Origin of the sequence: Streptomyces sp. NPDC089919 (assembly GCF_040684615.1) — a bacterium.
In the GTDB taxonomy this organism is placed as follows: Bacteria; Actinomycetota; Actinomycetes; order Streptomycetales; family Streptomycetaceae; genus Streptomyces.
The window spans coordinates 62,155-87,203 of record NZ_JBFBGK010000021.1 but is presented as its reverse complement, the minus strand read 5'-3'; the positions used below and the strand labels follow the sequence as shown (position 1 = coordinate 87,203).

The 25,049-nt window shown below is 72.5% G+C and carries 24 protein-coding genes; 15 read left to right on the top strand and 9 right to left on the bottom strand.

Annotated elements, in window-relative coordinates; all coding sequences use genetic code 11:
- Positions 1 to 31 precede the first annotated feature (31 nt).
- Positions 32 to 1,705: a protein kinase gene (locus tag AB0O40_RS12250; RefSeq protein WP_365038882.1), complete on the bottom strand. Its 1,674-nt coding sequence runs from the start codon at positions 1,703 to 1,705 to the stop codon at positions 32 to 34.
- Positions 1,706 to 1,917: 212 nt separating this feature from the next.
- Between AB0O40_RS12250 and AB0O40_RS12245 the strand changes: the two genes are divergently transcribed.
- Positions 1,918 to 3,513: a protein kinase gene (locus AB0O40_RS12245; RefSeq protein ID WP_365038879.1), complete on the top strand. Its 1,596-nt coding sequence runs from the start codon at positions 1,918 to 1,920 to the stop codon at positions 3,511 to 3,513.
- A 65-nt stretch (positions 3,514 to 3,578) separates the two neighbouring features.
- Here AB0O40_RS12245 and AB0O40_RS12240 read toward each other — a convergent pair whose 3' ends face one another.
- Together AB0O40_RS12240 and AB0O40_RS12235 are read right to left on the bottom strand one after the other, a co-directional pair.
- Entirely contained in the window at positions 3,579 to 3,995 is a 417-nt protein-coding gene (locus AB0O40_RS12240; protein WP_365038877.1) for a pyridoxamine 5'-phosphate oxidase family protein, read from the bottom strand.
- Between the two features lie 165 nt (positions 3,996 to 4,160).
- Positions 4,161 to 4,820, bottom strand: coding sequence for a response regulator transcription factor (locus tag AB0O40_RS12235; protein WP_365038874.1), 660 nt, complete (start codon positions 4,818 to 4,820; stop codon positions 4,161 to 4,163).
- Positions 4,821 to 5,145: 325 nt separating this feature from the next.
- On the opposite strand from AB0O40_RS12235, the gene pdhA reads away from it, so the two are divergent.
- The 5 genes from pdhA to AB0O40_RS12210 all read left to right on the top strand — a co-directional run bounded on the left by pdhA (position 5,146) and on the right by AB0O40_RS12210 (position 12,211).
- Positions 5,146 to 6,306 carry a pyruvate dehydrogenase (acetyl-transferring) E1 component subunit alpha gene (gene pdhA / locus AB0O40_RS12230; protein WP_365038871.1) on the top strand — a complete coding sequence of 387 codons (1,161 nt, stop codon included), beginning with the start codon at positions 5,146 to 5,148 and terminating at the stop codon, positions 6,304 to 6,306.
- Positions 6,307 to 6,308: 2 nt separating this feature from the next.
- Positions 6,309 to 7,289, top strand: a complete 981-nt coding sequence (locus tag AB0O40_RS12225) for an alpha-ketoacid dehydrogenase subunit beta (RefSeq protein ID WP_365038868.1) — start codon at positions 6,309 to 6,311, stop codon at positions 7,287 to 7,289.
- Between the two features lie 11 nt (positions 7,290 to 7,300).
- On the top strand, positions 7,301 to 8,743 hold the full coding sequence (locus tag AB0O40_RS12220; RefSeq protein ID WP_365038865.1) for a dihydrolipoamide acetyltransferase family protein: 1,443 nt from the start codon (positions 7,301 to 7,303) through the stop codon (positions 8,741 to 8,743).
- A 113-nt stretch (positions 8,744 to 8,856) separates the two neighbouring features.
- Entirely contained in the window at positions 8,857 to 9,570 is a 714-nt protein-coding gene (locus AB0O40_RS12215) for a carbon-nitrogen hydrolase family protein (protein WP_365038862.1), read from the top strand.
- Positions 9,571 to 9,763: 193 nt separating this feature from the next.
- Complete coding sequence (locus tag AB0O40_RS12210) at positions 9,764 to 12,211, top strand: SpaA isopeptide-forming pilin-related protein (RefSeq protein ID WP_365038859.1); 2,448 nt, start codon at positions 9,764 to 9,766, stop codon at positions 12,209 to 12,211.
- Positions 12,212 to 12,215: 4 nt separating this feature from the next.
- Here AB0O40_RS12210 and AB0O40_RS12205 read toward each other — a convergent pair whose 3' ends face one another.
- The gene (locus AB0O40_RS12205) at positions 12,216 to 12,611 is read right to left on the bottom strand and encodes an ATP-binding protein (protein ID WP_365038856.1); all 396 of its coding nucleotides are present in this window, start codon (positions 12,609 to 12,611) and stop codon (positions 12,216 to 12,218) included.
- Positions 12,612 to 12,828: 217 nt separating this feature from the next.
- Here AB0O40_RS12205 and AB0O40_RS12200 point away from each other — a divergent pair, with 217 nt between their 5' ends.
- Both AB0O40_RS12200 and AB0O40_RS12195 read left to right on the top strand, forming a co-directional pair.
- Entirely contained in the window at positions 12,829 to 13,710 is an 882-nt protein-coding gene (locus tag AB0O40_RS12200) for a helix-turn-helix transcriptional regulator (RefSeq protein ID WP_365038854.1), read from the top strand.
- A gap of 2 nt (positions 13,711 to 13,712) precedes the next feature.
- Positions 13,713 to 13,889 carry a DUF397 domain-containing protein gene (locus tag AB0O40_RS12195; RefSeq protein WP_365038852.1) on the top strand — a complete coding sequence of 59 codons (177 nt, stop codon included), beginning with the start codon at positions 13,713 to 13,715 and terminating at the stop codon, positions 13,887 to 13,889.
- On the opposite strand, the gene AB0O40_RS12190 is transcribed toward AB0O40_RS12195, so the two are convergent.
- Together AB0O40_RS12190 and AB0O40_RS12185 are read right to left on the bottom strand one after the other, a co-directional pair.
- Positions 13,870 to 14,232 carry a hypothetical protein gene (locus AB0O40_RS12190; RefSeq protein WP_365038850.1) on the bottom strand — a complete coding sequence of 121 codons (363 nt, stop codon included), beginning with the start codon at positions 14,230 to 14,232 and terminating at the stop codon, positions 13,870 to 13,872. The two genes, AB0O40_RS12195 and AB0O40_RS12190, sit on opposite strands and share 20 nt — an antisense overlap.
- Positions 14,233 to 14,455: 223 nt before the next feature.
- Positions 14,456 to 15,421 carry a D-alanyl-D-alanine carboxypeptidase gene (locus AB0O40_RS12185; RefSeq protein WP_365038915.1) on the bottom strand — a complete coding sequence of 322 codons (966 nt, stop codon included), beginning with the start codon at positions 15,419 to 15,421 and terminating at the stop codon, positions 14,456 to 14,458.
- 208 nt (positions 15,422 to 15,629) lie between these two features.
- Between AB0O40_RS12185 and AB0O40_RS12180 the strand changes: the two genes are divergently transcribed.
- Together AB0O40_RS12180 and AB0O40_RS12175 are read left to right on the top strand one after the other, a co-directional pair.
- Positions 15,630 to 16,286 (top strand): GntR family transcriptional regulator, encoded by a 657-nt coding sequence (locus AB0O40_RS12180; RefSeq protein WP_365038848.1) that lies wholly within the window; start codon positions 15,630 to 15,632, stop codon positions 16,284 to 16,286.
- Positions 16,283 to 17,653 carry an MFS transporter gene (locus AB0O40_RS12175; RefSeq protein WP_365038845.1) on the top strand — a complete coding sequence of 457 codons (1,371 nt, stop codon included), beginning with the start codon at positions 16,283 to 16,285 and terminating at the stop codon, positions 17,651 to 17,653. Before AB0O40_RS12180 ends, AB0O40_RS12175 begins: the two co-directional genes overlap by 4 nt.
- Before the next feature lie 4 nt (positions 17,654 to 17,657).
- Here AB0O40_RS12175 and AB0O40_RS12170 read toward each other — a convergent pair whose 3' ends face one another.
- On the bottom strand, positions 17,658 to 18,482 hold the full coding sequence (locus tag AB0O40_RS12170; protein WP_365038842.1) for a maleylpyruvate isomerase family mycothiol-dependent enzyme: 825 nt from the start codon (positions 18,480 to 18,482) through the stop codon (positions 17,658 to 17,660).
- A gap of 180 nt (positions 18,483 to 18,662) precedes the next feature.
- On the opposite strand from AB0O40_RS12170, the gene AB0O40_RS12165 reads away from it, so the two are divergent.
- The 3 genes from AB0O40_RS12165 to AB0O40_RS12155 all read left to right on the top strand — a co-directional run bounded on the left by AB0O40_RS12165 (position 18,663) and on the right by AB0O40_RS12155 (position 22,228).
- Positions 18,663 to 19,460 (top strand): carbon-nitrogen family hydrolase, encoded by a 798-nt coding sequence (locus AB0O40_RS12165; RefSeq protein ID WP_365038839.1) that lies wholly within the window; start codon positions 18,663 to 18,665, stop codon positions 19,458 to 19,460.
- A gap of 63 nt (positions 19,461 to 19,523) precedes the next feature.
- On the top strand, positions 19,524 to 20,711 hold the full coding sequence (locus tag AB0O40_RS12160) for a low temperature requirement protein A (RefSeq protein WP_365038836.1): 1,188 nt from the start codon (positions 19,524 to 19,526) through the stop codon (positions 20,709 to 20,711).
- Positions 20,712 to 20,854: 143 nt separating this feature from the next.
- Positions 20,855 to 22,228 (top strand): cytochrome P450, encoded by a 1,374-nt coding sequence (locus tag AB0O40_RS12155; RefSeq protein ID WP_365038833.1) that lies wholly within the window; start codon positions 20,855 to 20,857, stop codon positions 22,226 to 22,228.
- A 54-nt stretch (positions 22,229 to 22,282) separates the two neighbouring features.
- Here AB0O40_RS12155 and AB0O40_RS12150 read toward each other — a convergent pair whose 3' ends face one another.
- Positions 22,283 to 23,215: an SDR family NAD(P)-dependent oxidoreductase gene (locus tag AB0O40_RS12150; protein WP_365038912.1), complete on the bottom strand. Its 933-nt coding sequence runs from the start codon at positions 23,213 to 23,215 to the stop codon at positions 22,283 to 22,285.
- A 35-nt stretch (positions 23,216 to 23,250) separates the two neighbouring features.
- On the opposite strand from AB0O40_RS12150, the gene AB0O40_RS12145 reads away from it, so the two are divergent.
- Entirely contained in the window at positions 23,251 to 23,676 is a 426-nt protein-coding gene (locus tag AB0O40_RS12145) for a MarR family transcriptional regulator (protein WP_365038831.1), read from the top strand.
- Positions 23,677 to 23,697: 21 nt separating this feature from the next.
- Here AB0O40_RS12145 and AB0O40_RS12140 read toward each other — a convergent pair whose 3' ends face one another.
- A complete protein-coding gene (locus AB0O40_RS12140; protein WP_365038829.1) occupies positions 23,698 to 24,192 on the bottom strand; it encodes an LURP-one-related family protein in 495 nt (164 codons plus the stop codon).
- 32 nt (positions 24,193 to 24,224) lie between these two features.
- Between AB0O40_RS12140 and AB0O40_RS12135 the strand changes: the two genes are divergently transcribed.
- Entirely contained in the window at positions 24,225 to 25,025 is an 801-nt protein-coding gene (locus AB0O40_RS12135; RefSeq protein ID WP_365038826.1) for a hypothetical protein, read from the top strand.
- Positions 25,026 to 25,049: the final 24 nt, after the last annotated feature.

The window sequence follows — 25,049 nt, the reverse complement described above, 5'->3', positions numbered from 1 at the left end:
CCAGCCGCGCCGCAGTCGAAGAAGGGGACTCCTACTGGGGGTTGCCCGTGGAGACGTTCAGCGTGATCTTGGCGTTCTTCGGGTCGAGGTCGTCACCGGGGGTCGGGAACTGGTCGAGGACCGTGCCCTCGCCGTAGACCGCCTCGTCCCGCGGCTGCTCGGTGATGCTCCAGCCGGCGCCCTGGATGCACTTCTTGACCGATTGGATGTCCTTGTAGCGGAAGTCCGGGGTGCGGACCTTGGAGGAGTCGTTGTACGCCTCGTCCGGTGAGGTGCACTTGTCCAGCTCGATCGTGCGGCTGCGGTCCGGGCCGCGGTGCCCCGGCTTCGTCGAGGAGCTGGCGGAGGAGTCCTTGGCCGACGGGGTGTCGCCGCCCTTGTCCCCTTCCATGTTCAGGATCAGGGCCGTGACCAGGCCGCCGACCGCGAGGAGGGCGACCGCCACCGCGCCGACCGTGACCGAGGTGCTGCGCTTGCCGCCGCCACCGCCGTCCCGCCGGGCCGGGGCCGTGGTCGGCGAGATCGTGTACGGCGGGGGCGTGGCCGCGCCGTGCGGCGCGGGCTGCGCGGGGTAGCCGTAGGCGCCCTGCTGCGGCACCGAGGGCGGCGCCGGGGTGTGCGGGGCCTGGTAGGCCGCAGGGGTGTGCGGCGTCGGCGTCGGCGCCGGGCCGTACGGTCCCGGGTAGGGCTGCTGCACCGACGGCGGCGGCGCCTGCAGTGCCGCGTCCACCGGCGGGAAGACGGCCGAGCCGACGCCCGCGCCGCTGTTCACCGGGCCGCCCGGCACGATGACCGGCGCACCGGTCTGCCCGGCCGACAGCACCCGCAGGCACTCGTCGCGCATGGCCGCCGCGGTCGGGAAGCGCTCGTTCGGGTTCTTCTTCAGTGCCCGCGCCACCAGCGCGTCCATCGCCGGGGTCAGCGAGCGGTTGACCGAGGAGGGCGCCACCGGCTCCTCCTGGACGTGCGCGTACGCGATCGCCAGCGGCGAGTCCGCCTCGAAGGGCAGCCGCCCGGTGAGGAGCTGGAAGAGCATGATGCCGACCGAGTAGAGGTCGGAGCGGGCGTCCACGCCCCGGCCGAGCGCCTGCTCGGGGGAGAGGTACTGCGGGGTGCCGACCACCATGCCGGTCTGGGTCATGGAGGTGACCCCGGACTGCATGGCGCGCGCGATGCCGAAGTCCATGACCTTGACCAGGCCGCGCTTGGTGACCATGACGTTGCCCGGCTTGATGTCGCGGTGCACCAGGCCCAGCTCGTGGCTGGCCTCCAGGGCCGCGAGCACGTCGCCGGTCACCTTCAGGGCCTTGTCCGCGGGCATCGCGCCGTACTGGTGGACGTCCGCCTGGAGCACCGAGCCGAGCGGCTGGCCCTCGACGTACTCCATGACGATGTAGGGCATCAGCGCGCCCTCGGCCTCGCCCGGGACGGCGACCGTGTCCTCGCCCGTGTCGAAGACCGAGACGATGTTGGTGTGCGACAGTTTCGCCACAGCTTGCGCCTCGCGGCGGAAGCGCTCGCGGAAGGACTGCTCCCGGCCGAGTTCGGTGTGCATCGTCTTGATCGCGACCTGCCGGTCCAGCGCGGCGTCGTACGCGAGGTAGACGGAGGCCATGCCCCCTTCGCCGAGCAAGTCCCTCAGCTGGTAACGGCCGCGGGCCAGGGAGCCGCCTGCATACCGGCCCTGTGTGCCGTCCTGGCTCATGACTGTGCTTCCCCTCGGCGGTTCTCGGCGATCCGTAACGGGCCACAGTCTGCCGGAGGGCGAGGACCAGTCAAGCCGGGTGCCCGTTCCGTGACCACACGGGGACGGGGCGCAATCCCGGACCGGGCAGCCGTGTGAAGGCTGTAGCGTTCGTCGGAGCACCCTGGAGAAGACGTACCGCGCACGCGGCTGGAAACGGACGGCGAGGACTGATGGCACCCGAACCCGAGGGCAACGGCGGCGGGATGTCTGACGTTCCTGAACAGTTCGGCGCAGGCGGCCTGGTGGGCGACGGCCGGTACCGGCTGACCCACCGTCTGGGCCGCGGCGGCATGGCCGAGGTCTTCGCGGCCGAGGACGTCCGGCTGGGCCGCACCGTCGCCGTGAAGCTGCTGCGCGCCGACCTCGCCGAGGACCCGGTCTCCAAGGCCCGCTTCACGCGCGAGGCGCAGTCCGTCGCCGGCCTCAACCACCACGCGGTGGTGGCGGTCTACGACTCCGGCGAGGACCGGGTCGGCCCCAACGTCGTCCCCTACATCGTCATGGAGCTGGTCGAGGGCCGGACCATCCGGGACCTCCTCATCAGCGCCGAGGCGCCCGGCCCGGACCAGGCCCTGATCATCGTCTCGGGCGTGCTCGAGGCGCTGGCGTACTCGCACCAGCACGGCATCGTGCACCGCGACATCAAGCCCGCCAACGTCATCATCACCACCACCGGCGCGGTGAAGGTGATGGACTTCGGCATCGCCCGCGCCCTGCACGGCGCGCAGTCGACGATGACCCAGACCGGCATGGTCATGGGCACGCCCCAGTACCTCTCGCCCGAGCAGGCCCTGGGCAAGGCCGTCGACCACCGCAGCGACCTGTACGCCACCGGCTGCCTGCTCTACGAACTGCTGGCGCTGCGGCCCCCGTTCACCGGCGAGACGCCGCTGTCGGTGGTCTACCAGCACGTCCAGGACGCGCCGGTGCCGCCCTCCCAGCAGTCCCCCGGCGTGCCGCCGGAGCTCGACGGCCTGGTGATGCGCTCGCTGGCCAAGGACCCCGACGACCGCTTCCAGAGCGCCGAGGAGATGCGGGGGCTGGTCCAGTACGCCCTCCAGATGCTCCAGGAGCAGGGCCCGGGCACCGGCACCTGGAACACCGGCCCGGTGACGATGGCGCTGCCGCACGGCCCCGGCGCCACCTCCATGAACCCGACGACCCCCGGCCCCGGCGTCCAGGCGTACCCGTCCCACGCGACCACCTCGCAGTTCGGGCAGCCGATGGTGCCCCCGCTCAACCCGGACGACGGCTCGGCCTACTCCGGCGGCGGCGGGTACGGCGGTGGCGGCTACGGCGACGACCGGACCGCGCAGGGCGGCGGCAGCGGCCGCTGGAAGATGTGGCTGCTCGCCGTGGTCGCGCTGCTCGCGGTCGCCGGCGGCGTCACGTACGCCCTCGACAAGGCGGGCGACAAGGGCGGTCAGCAGCAGGGGCCCGACCAGCCGGGCGTCTCGGCCAGCCAGGACCCCGAGACCGACACCCCCTCGCCCGAGGAGTCCTCCCGCGGCGCGACCGAGGACGGCTCGACCAGCGGCGGCGAGGAGAGCTATTCGCCCAAGCCGCAGCGCTCGCACCGGCCGCCGACGCAGGAGCCGTCGAACGAGCCCTCGACCGAGCCGTCGACCACGGACCCGACGCACAGCGAAGAGCCCAGCAACGAACCGTCGGACACCCCGTCCACGGATACCTCCACGCCGCCGGACGACGGCAGCAACGAATCGCCCGGCACCAGCGAGGGCACAGAGGGCCAGGGCGGCGCCTGAGCGCCGCTGGAGCGGCTTGAGGACCCCGCCGGGACCCCCGGGCGGGGTTCTCCCGCGTCCGGGCCTCAGAGGGCGTGCTGGAAGTGCCGGTCGGCGGTCGGGGCGAGCGTGTGCACGGTGACGAACTGCGGCTCTATGCGCATGTACACCGGGTCGAAGAGCTCCCCGTCGACGTAGTGCGGGCCGGGGCCGAAGAGCTCCAGCTCGGCCGTGGTCGGCTCGACCAGCTCGGCCGTACCGGTGAACTGCACCGCCCACAGGCCGGGGTCGCCGGTGTTGAAGTTGTCGGCCCCGTAGGCGACCACGCTCCCGGCGCAGGCCTGGTGGTAGCCGAACCCCGCGTGCATCCGCAGCACGACTCTGCCGTCCACCACGATGTGCCGGGCGGCCGCGAGGAAGGGCAGCGCGCGCATGCTGGTGGCCACCCGGCCGTACGGCACCCGGCGCAGCAGTTCGATGGCGTGAAGATCCTCTGGGGACATGACCCCACTCTCCGGCGGGGACGGGCCGCCGGGAAAGAGGCCGGGGCCCCCAGGACCGGGGACATAAGTCCCGATAGGGAGGGCGGGTCCCGGGGCATCAGGGCCCCGGGAAACACCCCCGCGCATTCCCGCCGGCCGGGGCCGGGATCATGCCGTCCGCGCTGGTCAGCGCTTTTCCGCCTGGAGGCGCGCGACATAGGCCGCGGCCTGCGAGCGGCGTTCCATGCCGAGTTTCGAGAGCAGGCTGGAGACGTAGTTCTTGATGGTCTTCTCGGCCAGGTGCAGCCGCTCGCCGATGACGCGGTTGGTCAGCCCCTCGCCGATGAGGTCGAGGATCTTCCGCTCCTGGTCGGTGAGGTTCGCCAGCCGGTCGTCGCCCTTGCCGTTCTTGCCGTCGCGCAGCCGCTCCAGCACGCGGGCGGTGGCCACCGGGTCGAGGAGGGACTTTCCGGCCGCGACGTCCCGGACGGCGTTCAGCAGCTCATTGCCGCGGATCGCCTTCAGGACGTAGCCGGAGGCGCCGGCCATGATCGCGTCGAAGAGCGCTTCGTCGTCGGCGAAGGAGGTCAGCATGAGGCACTTGATGTCCTCGTTCTGGGAGCGGACCTCCCGGCAGACCTCGACGCCGCTGCCGTCCGGCAGCCGTACGTCGAGCACCGCGACGTCCGGTCGGGTGGCCGGAATCCGCACGAGGGCGTCGGCGGCCGTACCGGCCTCACCCACGACTTCGATGTCCGATTCGACCGACAGGAGCTCGTAGACGCCCCGACGCACCACTTCGTGGTCGTCAAGGAGGAATACCGTGATTTTTCCATCTTCGCGCACGGAATCAGTTTCACACACTCCCCCCTTCCCTGCCGTGGTTACCCGGGATAACGTGCCGTTGTTCCGGCCCCCTGCAAGGCTGTGACCAGTGGTTGTTCCGCAATCCCCGGATTTACTTGGATTTCCAAGCAAAATGGCTGGTCAACTGGGGTTTCGCGGTGATGCGGCGCACTGGGTAACGTGCTTCGCGCAGGGCACTAAGCCGGGGCACCTGTCACGCCTGTTTCCCGCCGAGTCGCACACACCCCGTGCGCCGGCGGAAAGACGGGCGAGCCGCACTGGACCCCGGACAGACCCCGGGTGCCGGACCGACGGAGGAGCACACGTGACCGTGGAGAGCACTGCCGCGCGCAAGCCGCGACGCAGCAGCGGCACCAAGCGGACGGCCGCCAAGGCCGCCGCGCAGAGTGCCGAGCCCCAGCTCGTACAGCTGCTGACGCCTGAAGGGGAGCGGGTCGACGACCCGGAGTACGCCCCCTACGTCGCCGACATCACCGCCGACGACCTGCGCGGGCTGTACCGCGACATGGTCCTGACCCGCCGCTTCGACGCCGAGGCCACCGCCCTGCAGCGCCAGGGCGAGCTGGGCCTGTGGGCCTCGCTGCTCGGCCAGGAGGCCGCGCAGATCGGCTCCGGCCGCGCGCTGCGCGACGACGACTACGTCTTCCCGACCTACCGCGAGCACGGCGTGGCCTGGTGCCGCGGGGTCGACCCGACCAACCTGCTGGGCATGTTCCGCGGCGTGAACCACGGCGGCTGGGACCCCAACGGCAACAACTTCCACCTGTACACGATCGTCATCGGCTCCCAGACGCTGCACGCGACCGGGTACGCCATGGGCATCACCAAGGACGGCGCCGACTCGGCCGTGATCGCCTACTTCGGCGACGGCGCCTCCAGCCAGGGCGACGTCAACGAGGCCTTCACGTTCTCGGCCGTCTACAACGCCCCCGTGGTGTTCTTCTGCCAGAACAACCAGTGGGCCATCTCGGAGCCCACCGAGCGCCAGACCCGCGTGCCGCTCTACCAGCGCGCCTCCGGCTTCGGCTTCCCGGGCGTCCGGGTGGACGGCAACGACGTCCTGGCCTGCCTCGCGGTCACCCGCTGGGCGCTGGAGCGGGCCCGGAGCGGCGAGGGACCGACCCTGGTCGAGGCCTTCACCTACCGCATGGGCGCGCACACCACCTCCGACGACCCGACGAAGTACCGCCGGGACGAGGAGCGCGAGGCCTGGGAGGCGAAGGACCCGATCCAGCGCCTGAAGGCCTACCTGCTGGCCTCCGGCGGCGCGGACGACGCGTTCTTCGCCGAGCTGGAGAGCGAGAGCGAGACGATGGGCAAGCGCGTCCGCGAGGCCGTGCGCGCCATGCCCGACCCGGACACCATGTCGATCTTCGAGAACGTCTACGCCGACGGCCACGCGCTGGTCGACGAGGAGCGCGCGCAGTTCGCGGCCTACCTCGCGTCTTTCGAGGAGGGTCACTGATCATGGCTGTTGAGAAGATGTCGATCGCGAAGGCGCTCAACGAGTCGCTGCGCAAGGCCCTCGACACGGACCCCAAGGTCCTGATCATGGGCGAGGACGTCGGCAAGCTCGGTGGTGTCTTCCGCATCACCGACGGCCTCCAGAAGGACTTCGGCGAGGAGCGGGTCATCGACACCCCGCTGGCCGAGTCCGGCATCGTCGGCACCGCCATCGGCCTGGCCCTGCGCGGCTACCGCCCGGTGGTGGAGATCCAGTTCGACGGCTTCGTCTTCCCCGCGTACGACCAGATCGTCACGCAGCTCGCGAAGATGCACGCCCGTGCGCTGGGCAAGATCAAGCTCCCGGTCGTCGTCCGGATCCCGTACGGCGGCGCGATCGGCGCGGTCGAGCACCACAGCGAGTCCCCCGAGGCGCTGTTCGCGCACGTGGCGGGCCTGAAGGTGGTCTCCCCCTCGAACGCCTCGGACGCGTACTGGATGCTCCAGCAGGCGATCCAGAGCGACGACCCGGTGATCTTCTTCGAGCCGAAGCGGCGCTACTGGGACAAGGGCGAGGTGGACGTCGAGGCGATCCCCGGCCAGCTCCACACGTCCCGCGTGCTGCGCGAGGGCGACCAGCTCACCCTCGCCGCGTACGGCCCGATGGTGAAGGTCTGCCTGGAGGCGGCCGCGGCCGCCGCCGAGGAGGGCAAGTCCGTCGAGGTCCTGGACCTGCGCTCGATGTCCCCGGTGGACTTCGACGGCATCCAGGCGTCGGTGGAGAAGACCCGCCGACTGGTCGTGGTCCACGAGGCCCCGGTCTTCCTGGGCGTGGGCTCCGAGATCGCCGCCCGCATCACGGAGCGGTGCTTCTACCACCTGGAGGCCCCGGTGCTGCGCGTCGGCGGTTTCCACACCCCCTATCCGCCCGCCCGCGTCGAGGAGGAGTACCTTCCCGGCCTGGACCGCGTGCTCGACGCAGTCGACCGCTCGCTGGCGTACTGAGGGGAAGGGTCGTGACGACGATGACGACGACACTGCGCGAGTTCAAGATGCCCGACGTGGGCGAGGGACTCACCGAAGCCGAGATCCTCAAGTGGTACGTCCAGCCCGGTGACACGGTCACCGACGGCCAGGTCGTGTGCGAGGTCGAGACGGCGAAGGCGGCCGTGGAGCTGCCGATCCCCTTCGACGGGGTCGTGGCCGAGCTGCGCTTCCCGGAGGGCACCACGGTCGACGTCGGCCAGGTGATCATCGCGGTCGAGACGGGTGACGGCGGCGCCGCCGCCCCGGCCGCTGCCGCCGTGCCGGCCCCGGCCGCCGAGCCCGCCCCCGCGGCACCCGCCGAGGACGAGGCCCCGGCGGCCCGCCAGCCCGTCCTGGTGGGCTACGGGGTCGCCCAGAGCTCGACCAAGCGCCGGCCGCGCAAGGCGGGTGCGGCCCCGGCCGCCGCCGCCCCGGTGGCGCCCGCCGCCCCGGCTCCGGTCCCGGCCGCCCCGGCGCCCGCGCTCAACGGCCACGGCAGCCCCGCCGGGGACCGCCCGCTGGCCAAGCCGCCGGTCCGCAAGCTGGCCAAGGACCTCGGGATCGACCTGGCGCAGGTCACCCCGACCGGCCCGGACGGGATCGTGACCCGCGAGGACGTGCACGCCGCGGCCGCGGCCGTGCAGCAGCAGGTGGCCGCCCCGGCGGCTGCGCCGGCCGCTGCGGAGCCCGTGGCGGTCCCGGTGGCCGCCGCTCCGGCGCCCGTGGCCGGTGCCCGGGAGACCCGGATCCCCGTCAAGGGCGTCCGCAAGGTCACCGCGCAGGCGATGGTGAACTCCGCCTTCACCGCCCCGCACGTCACCGAGTTCATCACCCTCGACGTGACGCGCACGATGAAGCTGGTCACCGAGCTCAAGACCGACCCGGACCTGGCCGGCCTGCGGATCAACCCGCTGCTGCTCATCGCCAAGGCGGTGCTGGTCGCGCTGAAGCGCAACCCGGACGTCAACGCGTCCTGGGACGAGGCCGCCCAGGAGATCGTGCTCAAGCACTACGTCAACCTGGGCATCGCCGCGGCCACCCCGCGCGGGCTGATCGTGCCGAACATCAAGGACGCGCACGACAAGACCCTCGCGGAGCTCTCCGGGGCCCTGTCGGACCTGGTCGCCACCGCCCGCGAGGGCAAGACCTCGCCGGCGGACATGCAGGGCGGCACGATCACCATCACCAACGTCGGCGTCTTCGGCGTCGACACCGGTACGCCGATCCTGAACCCGGGCGAGTCCGCGATCCTCGCGGTCGGCGCGATCAAGCTGATGCCCTGGGTCCACAAGGGCAAGGTCAAGCCCCGCCAGGTCACCACCCTGGCGCTGTCCTTCGACCACCGGCTGATCGACGGCGAGCTGGGCTCCAAGTTCCTCGCCGACATCGCCGCGGTGCTGGAGCAGCCCAAGCGGCTGATGACCTGGTCCTGACGGACCGAAGGCGTGATCCGGCCGGCCGGTCCCGCAAGGGGCCGGCCGGCCGCGTTTCCACGCCCACCGGACCGCCGGTCCGGCACCGGCGGCCGGCTGCGATGCTGGCGGTCATGAAGATCGCCGCAGCCCAGCTGACCTGCGTCCCCGCCGACATAGCCGCCAACGTCCGCACCGTGGTGGAGCTGGCCGCCCGGGCGAAGGAGGCGGGGGCGGAGCTGGTCGTCCTCCCCGAGCTGGTCCTCACCGGCTACGAGCTCGGTGCGCTGGCCGCCGACCCGGGCCTGTGGACCGGCCCGGACGACCCGCGGCTGGACCCGGTGCGCGCCACCGGCGTCGCCACCGTGGTCAACTGCGCCGCCCCCTCCGACGACCGCCGGCCCTGGCTCTCCTCGCACGTCTACGGCCCGGACGGCGAACTGCTGACGACGTACGCGAAGCAGCACCTCTACGCGCAGGAGCGGGAGCTCTTCCGCCCCGGCGGGCGGGACGGCCGCTTCGAGCTGGGCGGCATCCGCTTCGCCCTGGCCACCTGCTACGACAACCACTTCCCGGAGCTGACCGGCCGCGGGGTGTCCGACTGCTGCCGGGTGCACTTGGCCAGTTCCCTCTACGGCACCGGCGACGGCGTCCGCGAGCGCGCCGAGCTGTACCCGGCGATGGCGAAGGCCACCGGCATGTACGTCCTGCTGGCCAACCACGTGGGCCCTGCCGGCCCCTGGACCGGCTGCGGCGGCGCCGCCGTCTGGTCCCCCGACGGCACCCCCCTCGCCGAGGCGGACAGCAGCACCCCGGGCGTCGTCGTGGCGGACGTCCCGCTCCCGTAGCTTCCCCGTGCCGCGGCCGCGCGCCGGGCGCGGGCGTCCGGGTGACCCGGGGGGCGGCCGCCCGGGTGATGGTGTGACCACCACACGGTCCTACTTGAGTGTCGGCCGTGGTGAGGCTCGTGTTCCGCCCGCAGTCTGGCTGCGCCGCGCTCGCGGTGTGCCGGATCAAGGACACAGGGACGGAAGACGCTGCATGGCTGTCAGGAAATGGGCCGTCGGGCTCGCTGTCGGGGCCGTACTGGCCGCAAGTACGCCCGCACTGGCCGCAGCGGCGGCCCGTACCGCCCCGGAGCCGCCGCCGGTGAAGATCGCCGCGGCCCTGCCCGGCGGCCTCGGACCCTGCCTCCCGGGCCGGTGCCCGACCACCCCGCCGGGGATGCCGCCCGTGCACACCGGCGACCCGACGTACGAGGACGCCAACATCGCGGTCTACGTCGGCGGCAACTTCCTGGTCCGCGGCCGGGCCGCGGAGGCCGAGGGCAAGGTCGTCGTCCTCGGCAACTTCGACCAGGACAAGGTCGCCGGGGCGAGCACGGTCTACAACGTCGGCATCGTCGGTGCCGGCTCCCAGATCCGCCCGCCGGTCGGCTCGGACTTCCTGACCACCGGCGGGAACGTCTCCGTCGCCGCGGGCGAGACCTTGATGGCCGACGGCGGCATCAGCCCCACCACGGGTGTCGTCCGGCACGCCGGGACGCTGACGGGCACCGTCAGCGGGACCGTGGTCCGCGATGTCGAGGCCGTGGACCAGCACGAGGGACTGCGCGACCAGCTCACCGACGCCAGCCTCTGCTACGCCCGCTCGGCGGCCACCGGCACGGTGAACAACGCGGGCTACGCCACCGTCTTCACCGGTGACGGCACCTCGATGCTCCAGGTCTTCAACCTCGCGGCGAACGTGGCCAACTCCACCGGCGGGGCGCAGGGCATCGAGTTCCACCAGATCCCGGCCGGGGCGACGGTGCTGGTGAACATGGTCGGCAGCCCCTCCGCCACCATCAACACCTACGTCGACGCGGACCCGGCGCTGCGCGAGCGGCTGCTGTGGAACTTCCCGAACGCCGCGACCGTGAACCTGACCGGCAGCGGGCAGTTCTTCGGCAGCGTGCTGGTCGGCAACGCCTCCTCGACCACCACCGTCAGCCTGCCCGGCATGAACGGCCGCTTCTACACCGCCGGCAGCCTCACCCACACCTCGGACACGGCCGGCGCCGAGTTCCACAACTACCCCTTCAACGGCGACCTGCCCGACTGCGGGGGCCCGGTCCCGCCGACCGATGGCCAGGTCACGGTCCTGAAGGTCGACGCGGACACCGGCGCCGCGCTCCCCGGCGCGGTCTTCGAGCTCTGGCACGAGACCAACGGCCGGGAAGGCCTCCAGACGGACGGCATGACCCCGGACACCAAGGTCGGCCAGACCTGCACGACGGGTGCCAACGGCGTCTGCACGCAGCGGATGCCGCTCGGCTCGTACTACTGGCGCGAGACCAAGGCCCCGGACGGCTACGACCTGCCGGACCCGGCGGTCTTCGGCCCGCTGACGCTGACGGCGCAGAACGCCGAGGAGGGCGTGTCGGTCCTGGTCGGTGACACCCGGACTCGGGTCAGGGGCGAGGTCCGGGTCCTGAAGGTGGACGCGGAGACGGGAGACCCCCTCGCGGGCGCCGACTTCCGCCTCTACCGCGAGACCAACGGCATCCCTGACCTCCAGACGACGGGGGCGAACCCGGACACCTCGGTCGGCGAGGCCTGCCTGACCGGAGCCGACGGCTACTGCCGCCGGACCGTCGAGCCGGGCACGTACTACTGGCTCGAGACCGCGGCCCCCGACGGGTACGACCTGCCGGTGGACCCGGTCTTCGGACCGCTGGTGCTGACCCCCGAGAACGCCTCCCAGGGCGTGAGCGTGACCGCCGCGGACAACCGTACGGTCGTCCCGCCGGCCCGCGGCGAGGTCCGCATCCACAAGGTCGACGCGGCCACCGGCGCCTCGCTGGCCGGCGCGGAGTTCCGCCTCTGGCACGAGACGAACGGCACGGCGGGCCTCCAGACCACCGGGATGAACCCCGACACCTCGGTGGGCACCTGCACCACCGGCGCGGACGGCCGCTGCCTGCGGACCGTCGAGGCCGGGACGTACTACTGGCAGGAGACCAAGGCGCCGAACGGCTACGACCTGCCGGACCCGGCGGTCTTCGGCCCGCTGGTGCTGAACTCCGACAACGCCTCGCAGGGCGTCACGCTCACGGCCCGGGACACCAAGACCCCGCCGAAGCCGCCGTACGAGGGCCGGATCCTGGTCCTGAAGACGGACGCGAAGACCAAGCGCCCGCTGGCGGGCGCGGTGTTCGAGCTGTGGCGGGAGACCAACGGCACGCCGGGCCTCCAGATCCGGGGCGTCAACGCGGACGAGCGGGTGGACGACTGCGCCACCAGCGCCCGTGGCACCTGTGAGTTCGAGGACCTGCCGACGGGTGCGTACTACCTGCGGGAGACGGCGGTCCCGGAGGGCTACGTCCTGCCGCGGCAGCCGGTGACCGGCCCGATCGCGGTCTCGGACCGCAACGAGTCGAAGACGGTCACGGTCCGCCTGTCCAACAAGCGCGGCGAGCCGGACAAGGGCGGCAACAAGCCCGAGTAGTCGGCTAGGCGAGCGGGAGTTCGGCCCAGGTGGTCTTGCCGACCACCCGGGCCGCCACCGCCCACTCCGCACACAGCGCGTCCACGATCCGGAGCCCGCGCCCGAACTGATCCTCGGGCCCGGGCCTCCGGATCGTCGGCATCCGCTCCCCGCGCGGATCGGTGACCCCGATCCGCAGCGCCTCCCCCTTGACGCGGAGCTCGACCCTGACGAACCGGTCCTCGACGCTCCCGTGCAGCACGGCGTTGGTGGTCAGCTCACTGGTCACCAGCGCTGCGTCGTTGGCGATCTGCGGATACCCCCACGCACACGCGAGCCACGCGGCCCTCCTCCTGGCCGCCGTCACGGAATCCTGCCGCGGCTCGTAGTCCCGCACGTCGTACCGCTGCCGATGCTGCATGCCCGACCTCCTGATGTGGGGCCTCTGCGGTGGCGTTGCCGTGCGTGCGCACGGTGCTCTTCCGCGTGCCACGCCTGGGCGTGAGCGGCCATGCACCGACGGTAGCGAGAGAAATCTGCTCGCAGCAATCGAACGGGACAGAAATTTCTACCGAGGCGGGTTGTGGCGTTCCGGCGGGCAGGTGGAGACTGGCCGTCCGCTGAGGGAGGGACGTGGGATGCCGGGTAGGAATCCGGACCGGGGTGTGTCGGTGTCGACGGTCCTCGGTCGCCGGCTGGGCGGCGAACTCCTCCGTATGCGAGAGGCCTTGGGCCTCCGTCAGGCTCACGCGGCCGAGGCGCTGACGGCGTCGGTCGCCAAGGTGGCGAAGATGGAGCGCGGGCTGGTCCCGATGCGGGACCCCGACGTGCGCGCCCTGTGCCACCTCTACGGCGAGGATGACGACGACGTCGTCGACGGGCTGCTCGCCCTCGCGCGGCTCGACCGCGAGCGGCGGCGCGCTCGGGGGTGGTGGCACCACGGCCCCGACGTGGGCGGACTGGGCGAGTACATCGCCATGGAGGACGCGGCCACCCAGATCCGCACCTGGCAGACGGCCCTGGTCCCCGGCCTGTTGCAGACGGCCGACTACGTGCGTGCCATGTGCGTGGTGTCGGAGACCTGGAAGGACCCGGGCGAGATCGAGCCGGTCGTCACGGTCAGGATGAAGCGCCAGGCGCGGCTGGCGGGCGAGCGGCCGCTGCGCTTCCACGCCGTGATCGCGGAGGGCGCGCTGCGGCAGCAGGTCGGAGGCCGGGACGTGATGCGCGCGCAACTGGCGCACCTCGTGCAGATGGCCGAGCTGCCCAACGTCCACGTCCAGGTGCTGCCGTACAGCGCCGGGGCGCACCCGTGCATGTCCGGTGCCTTCAGCATCCTGTCGTTCGCCGAGCCCGGTGCCGTCGACGTCGGGTACACCGAGGGCATCGCCTCCGCGGTGTGGGTCGAGAGCGCCGCCGGAACCGCGATCTACGACCGTTCGTTCGACCGCATCGCTCGCATGTGCCTTGCTCCCCGTGCTTCTGTGGACCTGATCCATGGTGTCGGCAAGGGGATGTAGGCATGGCCGAGTTCGAGTTCGTGAAGTCGAGCTACAGCGGGGGTGACATGAACGAGTGCGTAGAGGTCGCGCGGAACGTGCCGGGGGTCGTCGCGGTCCGGGACAGCAAGAGGCCCGCGGGCCCCATCGTCACGATGGGCCCGCGGGCCTGGCGCGCGTTCAGTGAGGGACTGAGGTAATCCGGGCGGACCGCGGCAAGCGGAGCCATGCGGTGCTCTCGCAGTCCCAGCCCCGCAGGACGGCGGTGCCGTGCCGCGTCTCCACGGGGCGCCCCTGGGTCAGCAGGAGTCCGCCGAGGGTGAGGTGTACGGCGTGGTGGTCGGCCGCGACGCGGTCCCACGCCACCCGCACCCCGTCGGCTCCGTCCGGGGCCCCGTACCGGTCGCACAGCCGGGCGTAGTCCGCCGCGCCCCGGATCGTGGACACGTCCAGCTCGGCCCGGTCCGCATCGAGGTCCCGCCAGCCGGAGCCCGCCGCCACGGAGACGTACCCGGAGTCCAGGATGACCTGCCAGGCCGGCACCCCCGTGGGCAGGCGGCTGGAGCTCCAAACAGCCCCGCGCGGCTTCCCCGAGAGTCCTGGTGCCCCCAGCTCGGCTGGATCCGGGTTGTCCAACGGGCCGTCGGCAGGCCCGAAGACGGCCTGCGGCAACGGATACCTGCACGACGTCCCTTTTCCATCAGCCGTGAACGCAGAAGTGCCGGGCCGCCACGGAGGGCGGCCCGGCACCGGGTGCGGACCAGTATTAGTCCAGGACGTCCTTCACCGCGGCCGCGTCAGAGCGCATCGGCGCGGACGAGGCGGCGCTGGCGCCGAAGGTCCAGTTCAGCAGGTTCACCGCGTCCGGGTACCGCGCGTCGTCGTTCAGCAGGACGCCGATCACGGTCTTGCCGTTGCGGACCGCCGAGAAGACCAGGCAGCGGCCGGCCGGGGTGTTGGTTCCGGTCTTGATGCCGATGGCGCCCGGGTACTCCAGGCCGCCCGGGGTCTTGGCGTTCTTCGGCCGGACCAGGTTGTTGGAGTTGTCCCAGCTGTAGTAGCGGGGGCGGCCGTTGGTCGCGATGGCGGTGGCCTTGCCCCCACCGTCCACGATGCCGCGGAAGGTCGCGCTCTTCATGCCCTGCTGGGCGAGCTTCGCCATGTCGCGGGGCGTGGAGTAGGTGCCCGTCCGGACCGGCGAGTTGCCGTCGAACGAGTCGAAGTGGGTGTTCTTCATCCCGTACAGCTTGGCCTTGGCGTTCATCTGCTTGATGAAGTCGGCGAAGCGGGCGGCCTGGGTGGAGCCCTTGCCGAAGGTGTCGGCCAGAGCGGCGGCGGCGTCGCAGCCGGACGGGGTCAGCATGGCGTTGAGCCAGCCGCGGACGGTCAGCTTGTCGCCGACGACGATCCAGGCCTTGCTGCCCTGCACCTTGGCGGCGTAGTCGTTGTACGCCTGCTTCATGGTGATGCGCTTGTCCAGGTCGAGACCCGGGGTCGTGAGGACGACGCGGGCCGTCATGATCTTCGTGGTGCTGGCCAGCGACAGCTTGGTGTCCGCCGACTTGCTGTACAGGACGGAGCCCGTGCTGCTGTTGATCATGATGGCGGCCTTGGCGGACGTCGCCGGCGCGGAGGCGGCCGTGGCGGACGTGGCCAGCGGGGCCGCGAGGAGCGTGCCGGCGACGGCCGCCACGGCGGCGGTGCGGCGCACGCGGGTGAGGCTGAGTATCAAGTCGATGTCCCCGAGTTCGCGAATGTCGGATTTGTCCAACAGGCCGACGATGGCGGCCCTTTGGAGCAAGACGTGCCAGGGGATCACATGGATGCAGGATTGCGCGAACTCTTGACCGATTCGAGATCCACTCGCGTCAACCTCGCGGGGCGTTCCGGATCGTGGAACGGGTGCAGACGTGCATCCCTGTTGTATCTATGATGTGCGCATGCCTGTCTCAGCCCCCGCCAAACAGCCCCCCGCCGCCGACCGTGTCTACCAGCACATCAAGGAAGGCGTACTCGAGCGCCGCTACGAGGGCGGCACGCTCCTCACCGAGGGCGAGCTGGCGGAGGCCGTCGGGGTCTCCCGGACGCCGGTGCGCGAGGCGCTGCTGCGGCTGGAGACCGAGGGGCTGATCAAGCTCTACCCGAAGAAGGGCGCCCTGGTCCTGCCGGTCTCCGTGCAGGAGATCGCCGACGTGGTCGAGACCCGGCTGCTGGTCGAGGAGTACACCGTCCGCCGGGCGGTGCCGGCCGCGCCCGCGCTGCTGGACCGGCTCGAGGAGCTGCTGGCCGCCCAGCGGCGGCACGTGGAGAGCGGCGACCTGGCCGCCTTCGCGGTGGACGACCGCTGCTTCCACGCCGAGATCGTCCGCAGCGCCGGCAACCAGATCCTGGCCCGCCTCTACGACCAGCTGCGGGACCGCCAGCTGCGGATGGGAGTCGCCGTGATGCACGCCCACCCCGACCGGATCGCGCAGAACGTCGTCGAGCACGGCGAGATCCTGGCCGCCCTGCGCGCCGGGGACGCGGAGGCCGCGGCCGCCGCGGTGCGCGCCCATCTGGGCCGGGTCGGCTCCCTGGTCCGGGGCGAGGTCCGATGAGCGCCCCGACCCCCGCGGACGCCCCGATACCCGGTGCCCGTCCGGCCGTCCTCCCCGATCCGCCCGGCGGCTCCCGGGCGCTGGCCGTCTGGTCCATCGGCGTGGCCGTCTACTTCGTGGCGGTGATCTTCCGTACCAGCCTCGGCGTCGCCGGACTGGACGCCGCCGAGCGGTTCCACGTCAGCGCTTCCGCGCTCTCCACCTTCTCCCTCCTCCAGTTGCTGGTCTACGCGGGCATGCAGGTGCCGGTGGGGCTGATGGTGGACCGGCTGGGCACCAAGAAGGTGCTGACCCTGGGGGTCACCCTCTTCACCCTGGGCCAGCTCGGCTTCGCGCTGGCGCCCTCGTACGGCACCGCGCTGGCCGCCCGCGCCCTGCTGGGCTGCGGCGACGCCATGACCTTCATCAGCGTGCTGCGGCTGGGCACCCGCTGGTTCCCGCCGCACCGGGGCCCGCTGATGGCCCAGCTCGCCGGGCTGGTGGGGATGGCCGGCAACCTGGTCTCCACGCTCGTCCTGGCGCCCGTCCTGCACGGCATCGGCTGGGTGCCGGCCTTCGCGGGCAGCTCCGTGCTCGGGCTGGTGGTGCTGGTGCCGCTGCTGCTCTTCCTGCGGGACCACCCCGAGGGCCACGAACCGGCGCCGGCGGCCCGGCCCGGCTTCGCCTTCGTCCGCAGCCAGATAGGCGAGTCCTGGCGGGAGCCGGGCACCCGGCTCGGACTGTGGGTGCACTTCACCACCCAGTTCCCGGCCATGGTCTTCCTGCTGCTGTGGGGGATGCCCTTCCTCATCGAGTCGCAGGGCCTGGACCGGAGCACGGCCGGCGGCCTGCTGACCCTGATCGTGGCCTCGAACATGGTCCTGGGGCTGGTCTACGGGCAGGTCCTCGGCCGCCGGCCGACGGCCCGGATCCCGCTGGCCCTCGGCACGGTCGCGGTCACCGCGCTGCTGTGGGGGGCCGTCCTCGCCGCCTCCGGGGACCGGGCGCCGATGTGGCTGCTGGTGACCCTGTGCCTGGTGCTGGGGTCCTGCGGACCGGCCTCGATGATCGGCTTCGACTTCGCCCGGCCCGCGAACCCGCCGGAGCGCCAGGGCACCGCCTCCGGCCTGACCAACATGGGCGGCTTCATGGCCTCCATGACCACGCTGCTGGCGGTCGGCGTGCTGCTGGACGCGACCGGGGACGACTACCGGATCGCCTTCTGCTCGGTCTTCGTGCTGGAGGCGCTGGGCGTGACGCAGATCCTGCGGCTGCGCGGCCGGGTGCAGCGGCGCGAGCGGGAGCAGGAGCAGGAGCGGGCGGCGGCCCTGACCGGCGGGCCGGTGCTCCCGGCCCAGGCCGCGGAGGGCTCCCCCGTCACCGCCTGACGCGCTACGGCGTGACCGCGAACTCCCGCAGGATGGCGTCGGCCAGCTCCTGGTCGCCCTCGACCTTGAGCCGGTCGGCGACCGCGTGCGGCCGGACCCGGCCCGCGGCCAGCCGGACGTACGTCTCCCAGTCGGTGGTCAGCGTGACGGCCGGGCCGAGCGAGACGGTCGAGTCGATCGAGCCCCGGCCCTCCGCGTCCACCCGCACGGTGCGCAGGAACTCCAGCGGGCCGTGCACGTCCAGCACCACCGCGGAGCCCGCCGGCGCCCCGGCCTTCTTCGCGACCACCTTGGGCAGCCCGTGCAGCAGCATGTCCCGGGCCACCAGCGCGCCGGGGGAGTCCAGGTTCCCGGGCTTGCCGAGGGCGGTGCGCAGGTCCTGCTCGTGGACCCACACGTCGAAGGCGCGCAGTCGCAGCGAGAGTTCGAGGCTGATCTGCTCGCCGAAGGGGCCGCGCACCAGCGTGGCCGGATCCCGCTTCTCGTTCCGCAGCTGCCGCTGCCGCCGGATGACCGTGTACTCCAGCTCGCCGACCATCTCGGGGGAGGTGTGGTGGCGGCGCACGTCCACCTGCACCTCCATGTACCGGCTGGGCTCGTCGACGACGTGCCGCAGGTCCCTGGGCAGCGAGTGGATCGGCCGCGGGTCGCCCAGCGCCTCGCACTCCAGGCCTATGACGTGCGAGACCACGTCCCGGACCGACCAGCCGGGGCAGGGCGTCGCCCGGTTCCACTCGCTCTCCGGCAGCGTCCGGACGAGCTCGGATATCGCCTCGATGGAGTGCGTCCACGCATCGGCATAGGGCTGGAGGACGGGCTGGACGGTCACGGGACCCCTCGTGCTGTTCGGTGGCGCGGTGGCGCGGCGTTCGGACGGAACGGAGTGGGAGGCGGGAGGCTTTCTGCCAAAGTTACGCTGCTGGGGAGCGCCCCGGCAGTGCTTTCGTGTGACGATCGTAGGCCCGAGTTGACGACGTGTGAGCCAGGGCCCTGGCGGAACGGTGGTAGTGTGCGCGCCTCCCTCATCCAAATCGCCGTGAACGACGGCGAGTCGGCTGATTCCCGGCGGGCCCGCGCGGGCGAGCTGGTCCGCGCGCAGCGCGGCTCGGACCTGGTGGTGCTGCCCGAGCTGTGGCCGGTGGGCGCCTTCGCCTACGAGGAGTTCGAGGCCGCGGCGGAGGAGCTGCGGGGCCCCACGTACCGGGAGATGTCCGAGGCGGCCCGGGCGGCCGGGGTCTGGCTGCACGCCGGCTCGGTGGTCGAGCGGGGCGCGGACGGCCGGATGTACAACACCAGCCTGGTGCTCGACCCCGCGGGCGAGCTGGTGGCGTACTACCGCAAGATCCACCGCTTCGGCTTCGACCAGGGCGAGGCGGTGATGATGGGCGCCGGCGACGAGCTGCTGACGGTGGCTGCCGCGGGCCTCACCCTGGGCGTGACCACCTGCTACGACCTGCGCTTCCCGGAGCTGTACCGGGGCCTGGTCGACGCCGGTGCGGACGCGCTGGTGGTCTCGGCCGGCTGGCCGGCCCGGCGGCGGGCGCACTGGACCCTGCTGGCGCAGGCGCGGGCCGTCGAGAACCAGTCGTACGTGCTGGCGGTGGCCTGTGCCGGGACCCATGCGGGCGTGGAGATGGCCGGCCACAGCATCGTCGTCGACCCCTGGGGCGAGGTGCTGGCGGAGGCCGGTCCGCAGGAGGAGGTACTGGTCGTGGAGCTCGACCCGGCCAAGGTCGCGCAGACCCGGGAGCAGTTCCCGGCCCTGAAGGACCGGGTCCTGGGGCTGCCGGTACCGCCGCGTCCGTGATTCCCTTGCGGTCGCCCTGTCCGGAAAGCGACGGGGCAGGCCACTGCTCGGGGGGAGCACGCGTTGAGCACCGACAGCGCCGCGCCAGGCGGCGCGCACACCACGGAGAGAGCCGGGACCGTCGAGGAGGAGCGCCGGGTCACGACCCTGGAGCTCTTCTTCGACCTGGTCTTCGTCTTCACCGTCACCCAGCTGACCGTCCTGTTCGCCCACGACTTCTCGCTCCCGAGCCTGGCCCGGGTGGGACTGATCTTCGCCGTGCTCTTCTGGATGTACGGCGGCTTCGCGCACCTCACCAACCAGGTGCCGCCGGACCGGCCGCGCCGTCGGCTGTCGCTGATGGTCGCCATGTGCGGCTTCCTGCTCTGCGCGCTGGCCGTGCCCACCGCCTTCGCCGACGGCGGGGTGCCCTTCGGCCTGGGCTACCTGCTGGTCACCCTCGTCCACAGCCTGATGTACGGCGAGGCGCACGGCCGGAGCGTCGTCTGGTTCGCCACCCCGAACCTGCTGTGCGCGCTGTCGGTACTGGCCGCCGGGTTCTTCGACGGGGCGCCGGCCTGGGCGCTGTGGGTGCTGGCCCTGGTCTTCCAGTTCAGCACCCAGCTGATCGTGCGGTTCGCCGGCACCGCGCCCGAGGTGGCCGAGGAGACGGTCAGCGGGCAGCTCGGCGGGATGAGCGCGGCGCACCTGGTGGAGCGGCACGGCCTGCTGCTGCTCATCGTCTTCGGCGAGTCGGTGATCGCCATCGGCATCGGCGTGCAGGGCATGCCGCTGACGGCCGGGCTGATCGGGGGCGCCTTCCTGGCGCTGGCCATCGCCTCCGCGCTGTGGTGGATGTACTTCGTCCGGGACGAGGGCCGGGCCGAGCGGGCCCTGGCGGCGGCCGACGGGCCCGAGCGGTTCCGGCTGTCGATGCTCGCGTACTACTACTTCTTCGTGCCGGTGCTGATCGGTGTCGCGGTCTTCGCGGCCGGGGTCAAGAAGGCCCTCGGGCACCTGGGCGACCCGCTGGCCGGCGGGCCCGCGCTGGCCCTGGCGGGCGGGGTGGGGCTCTACCTGGCCGGGGACATGGCCTTCCGGAAGGTGCTGCGGATCGGGACGGTCCGGTACCGGGCGGCGGCGCTGGCGGGGGTGCTGGCCACGGCCGCGGCGGGGCACCGGCTCAACGGCGCGGCGGAACTGGCCGCGCTGCTGGCCGTACTGGTCGCCGCGCTGGTCGCGGAGACCCGGTGGAGCCGCCAACTGCCCTGAGCCGGGGCCCGCTTCGGCGCCCACGGCCGTGATCCGGACAGGAACCGGCCGGAGCCGAGCATTCCGTCGGTGGGTGCGGGACAATCGCCGCGGACCGGCCGGGGCGAGGCCCGGCCGGCACGGGGCGGAAGGCGGCGGCAGGGATGGCGACTCGCACGGCGGAGACGGACCGGACGGTGCCGGGCCCGGCCGGACTCCCGTTCCTGGGCTCGATGTTCGACATGAGGCGGGACACCCTCGGTACCTTCCTGGCCGCGCAGCGCGAACACGGCGACGTGGTGCGGATCTGGGCCGGCCCGCCCGGGCTGCGCGCCGAGGTCTACGCCGTCTTCTCCGCGGAGGGCGTCCAGAAGGTGCTGGCCACGGACTCGGCCAACTTCCGCAAGGACAACGTCTTCTACGAGGAACTGCGGGAGTCCTTCGGCAACGGCCTGCTGACCGCCCAGGACGAGGACTACCTGCGCCAGCGCCGGCTGGTCCAGCCGCTCTTCACCCGCCGCCGGGTGGACGGCTACGCGGCCGCGGTGGTGGCCGAGACGGAGCGGATGACGGCCGGCTGGGGCGAGGAGGTGGAGCTGGTCGGGGAGATGACCCGCTTCACGCTCCGGGCGGTGGCCCGGATCCTCTTCGGCACGGACGTGGACGCGGCCGTCCAGGTGGTCGAGGAGTCCTTCCCGGTGATCGGGGACTACGTCCTGCGCCGCGGCTACGCGCCGGTCAGCCTGCCCCGGACCTGGCCCACCCCCGACAACCGGCGGGCCGCCGCGGCCACCGCCCGGCTGTACGCGGTCTGCGACCGGATCATCGAGCAGCGGCGGGCCGCCGGGGCCGGACCGGCCGAGGGGCCGGAGGCGGACCTGCTGGGCCTGCTGGCCGCCGCGGAGAGCGCCGAGGACGGCAGCTTCGATGCGGCCGAGCTGCGGGACCAGGTGCTGATCTTCCTGCTGGCCGGGCACGAGACCACCGCCACCTCGCTGGCCTTCGCGCTGCACCTGCTGGCCCGGCACCCCGAGGAGCAGGCCCGGGCCCGCGAGGAGGTCCGGCGGGTGCTGGGCGACCGGGCGCCCGGGGCGGCGGACCTGGAGGCGCTGCCGTACCTCACGCAGGTGCTCAAGGAGGCCATGCGGCTCTACCCGGCCGCGCCGGTGATCGGCCGCCGGGCGGTGGCCGCCGCCGAGATCGACGGGCAGCTGATCCCGGCGGGGGCGGACGTGCTGCTGGTGCCCTGGGTGACGCACCGGCACCCCCGCTACTGGGGCGAGGACCCGGAGCGCTTCGACCCGGCCCGCTTCGAGCCGGCGGCGGAGAAGGCCCGGGCCCGCTACGCCTGGTTCCCCTTCGGCGGCGGCCCCCGGGCCTGCATCGGGCAGCACTTCTCGATGCTGGAGTCGGTCCTCGCCCTGGCCCTCCTCCTCCGCGACTTCGATTTCGAGTCCCTGACCGAGGAGGTCCCGGTCAGCACGGCGATCACCCTGCAGGCGGAGGGGGCGGCGCGGGTGCGGGTGGGGCGGGTCTAGGGGGCGGGTCCGGGGTGTGCGGGTCCCCGCACACCCCGGACCCGCCGCGGGGGGTTACGAAACCCAGCCCGAGGTGAAGTCGAGGACGGTGGAGCCGTCCTGGTCGGTGAGCTTGAGGGCGGTGAAGGCGCGGGCCTGGTCGGAGGTCTGGACGCGGAGCGGCGGGCGGTCGGCGTTCAGGGCGTCGATCAGCGGGACCACGCTCTCGGCCGGGGTCTGGGCGGCCCCGAAGGAGCCGGTGGCGTGGCCGATGTACTTGCGCAGGGCGTCGCCGTAGGGGCCGGCGGCGGCCGTCATGGCGTCCACGTCCACCCCGATGTTGTTGACGAACTCGCTCGCCACGGCGCCCGGTTCGACCAGGGTCACGGCCACGCCGGCGGTGGCGGCCACCGGGGCCAGCGACTCCATGAAGCCCTCGACGGCGAACTTGGCCGCGCAGTAGGCCTCGTTGAAGGGCTGGCCGACCACGCCGCCGACGCTGGTGACGGACAGCACCCGGCCGCCGGCCGCGCGCAGGTGCGGCAGGGCGGCCTTGGTGACGTGCAGGACGCCGAAGAAGTTGACCTCCATCACGGCCCGGACGTCCTCGACGGTCTCCTGCTCCAGGGTCCCGACGTGGCCCGCGCCGGCGTTGTTGACCACGGCGTCGAGCCGGCCGTGCTCGGCGACCACCGCGTCGATGCAGGCCGTGACGGAGGCCGGGTCGGTGACGTCCATCTGCCGGACCTCGACCAGGTCCGCCACGCCGGCCGCCGCGGCGGCCTCGCGCAGGGCCCCGGCGCGGCTCGTGTCGCGCATGGTGGCGACCGTGTGCCAGCCGGACCGCGCGGCGGCCACGGCGGCGGCCAGGCCGATGCCGGTGGAGGTGCCGGTGATCACGACGGTCTTGGCGGGGGAGGTGGTGTTCATCGGGGGCCTGCTCTCGCTGGGGGCGACGGATGCTTGCCGTCCATAATTATTGGGCTCCATAACTATGAGCCCGCATATTTGCGGCTGTCAAGCGAGCGGTTACATTGGAAGGCATGCCGCACCGCCCCGACGAGGTCTCCCAGCGAGTCATCGCGCTCTTCGCCGCGATCAACCGCCGCTACGCCCACGAGTCGGAGAGCGCCGCCGCCGGACACGGCCTCACGCCCCTCCAGGCCAAGGCCCTCCAGGCGGCCCTGGAGCCCACCCCGATGCGGAAGGTCGCCGAGCAGCTGGGCGCCGAGCCCTCGAACCTCACCCCGGTCGTCGACCGGCTGGAGGCCCGGGGGCTGGTCGAGCGCAGCCCCTCCCCGGACGACCGGCGGGTCAAGGTGGTCGCGGCCACCGAGGAGGGCCGGACGGTCGCCGCCGACCTGCGGGCCCGGATGCCCTTCGCTGCCGACCCCCTCCAGGCCCTCGACCCGGCCCAGCGCGCCGCCCTCGGCGACCTCCTCCAGCTGATCGCCGACACCCGGCCGTAGCCCGTCCGGGCCGGACCGGGCTCAGTCCTCCTCGCGCTCCTTCTCGGCCATCCGGATCACGCAGACCGCGACCGCGATCAGCAGGACCGGGTCGGCGTCCTCCCGGATCACGTCCACGGCGTACGTCTCGCGGATGTGGAACCACTGCCGGGAGACCAGCGCCAGCAGCTCGCCCTCGTAGTCGATCCGGAACTCCCGGTCGAGCACCCGGCCGTGCACGTCGAGTTCGGTGCCCTCGACCAGGGTCACGCGGTAGTGGTTGCGGATCAGCGAGAGCCGCTTCTTGCGGACGGTGGCCAGCGGGGCCTGGTCCCGCTCCAGGGTCATGGTGTCCCGCAGGCTCAGCAGCTTCTGCCGCAGGGTGATCAGGATCCGGCCGTCCGGGTCCTTGATCTCGAGGGTGTCCCGCAGCCGCAGCGCCTTGCCGTCGACGAGGAAGGCGTGCCGCCCGTACTCGTCCTCGATCCAGTAGTCGTCGCCGACCGCGAGGAGTTTGTCCCGTACGAGGTATTTCATGCGGTGATCACTGCCCGGGCTACGGTGGCCCCATGCCCCTCCTCTACGTGACCGACCTGACCTACCCCGCCCGCGGCCGCCGGTACGGCGACGAGGACGTCCTGCTGACCGGGCTGCTGCGGGCGGAGTTCCCGCTCGCGCTGTGCCACCCGCTGGACGCGGCCGAGCTGATGGGCGGCTTCGATGCGGTGGTGGTCCGCAACAGCGGGCCGGTGCTGGGCCACCAGGCCGCCTACGACGACTTCCGGGCCCGGGCGCTGGCCGCCGGGGTGCCGGTCTACAACCCGCTGACCGGCCGCGGGGACATGGCCGGCAAGGACTACCTGCTGGAGCTGACCCGGACCGGCCACCCGGTGATCCCCACCGTGGACGACCCCGCGGACCTCGCGCTGCTGCCGGCGGTCCCCGAGTACGCGGTCAAGCCCAAGCAGGGCGCCGACTCCATAGGCCTGCACTTCACGGCCGCCCCGGGCGGCCCGGCCGGCGAGGTGCTGATCCAGCCGCGGATCCACTTCGCGTACGAGGTCTCCTTCTACTACGTCGACCACGTCTTCCAGTACGCCCTGTACGCCCCCGACCCGGCCCGCCGCTGGGAGCTGGTCCGCTACCACCCCACCCCCGCCGACCTGGCCTTCGCCGAGTCCTTCATCGCCTGGAACACCCTCAGCCACGGCATCCAGCGCGTCGACGCCTGCCGCGCCCCCGACGGCGCCCTCCTCCTGGTCGAACTCGAAGACCTCAACCCGTACCTCAGCCTGGACCTCCTGGACGCGGCCACGCGTGACGGCTTCGTGAACTCCCTCAAGGCCTCCCTGCGCGACTTCCTGGGCTGATCGGAGGGATGGCAAGCTTGAAGG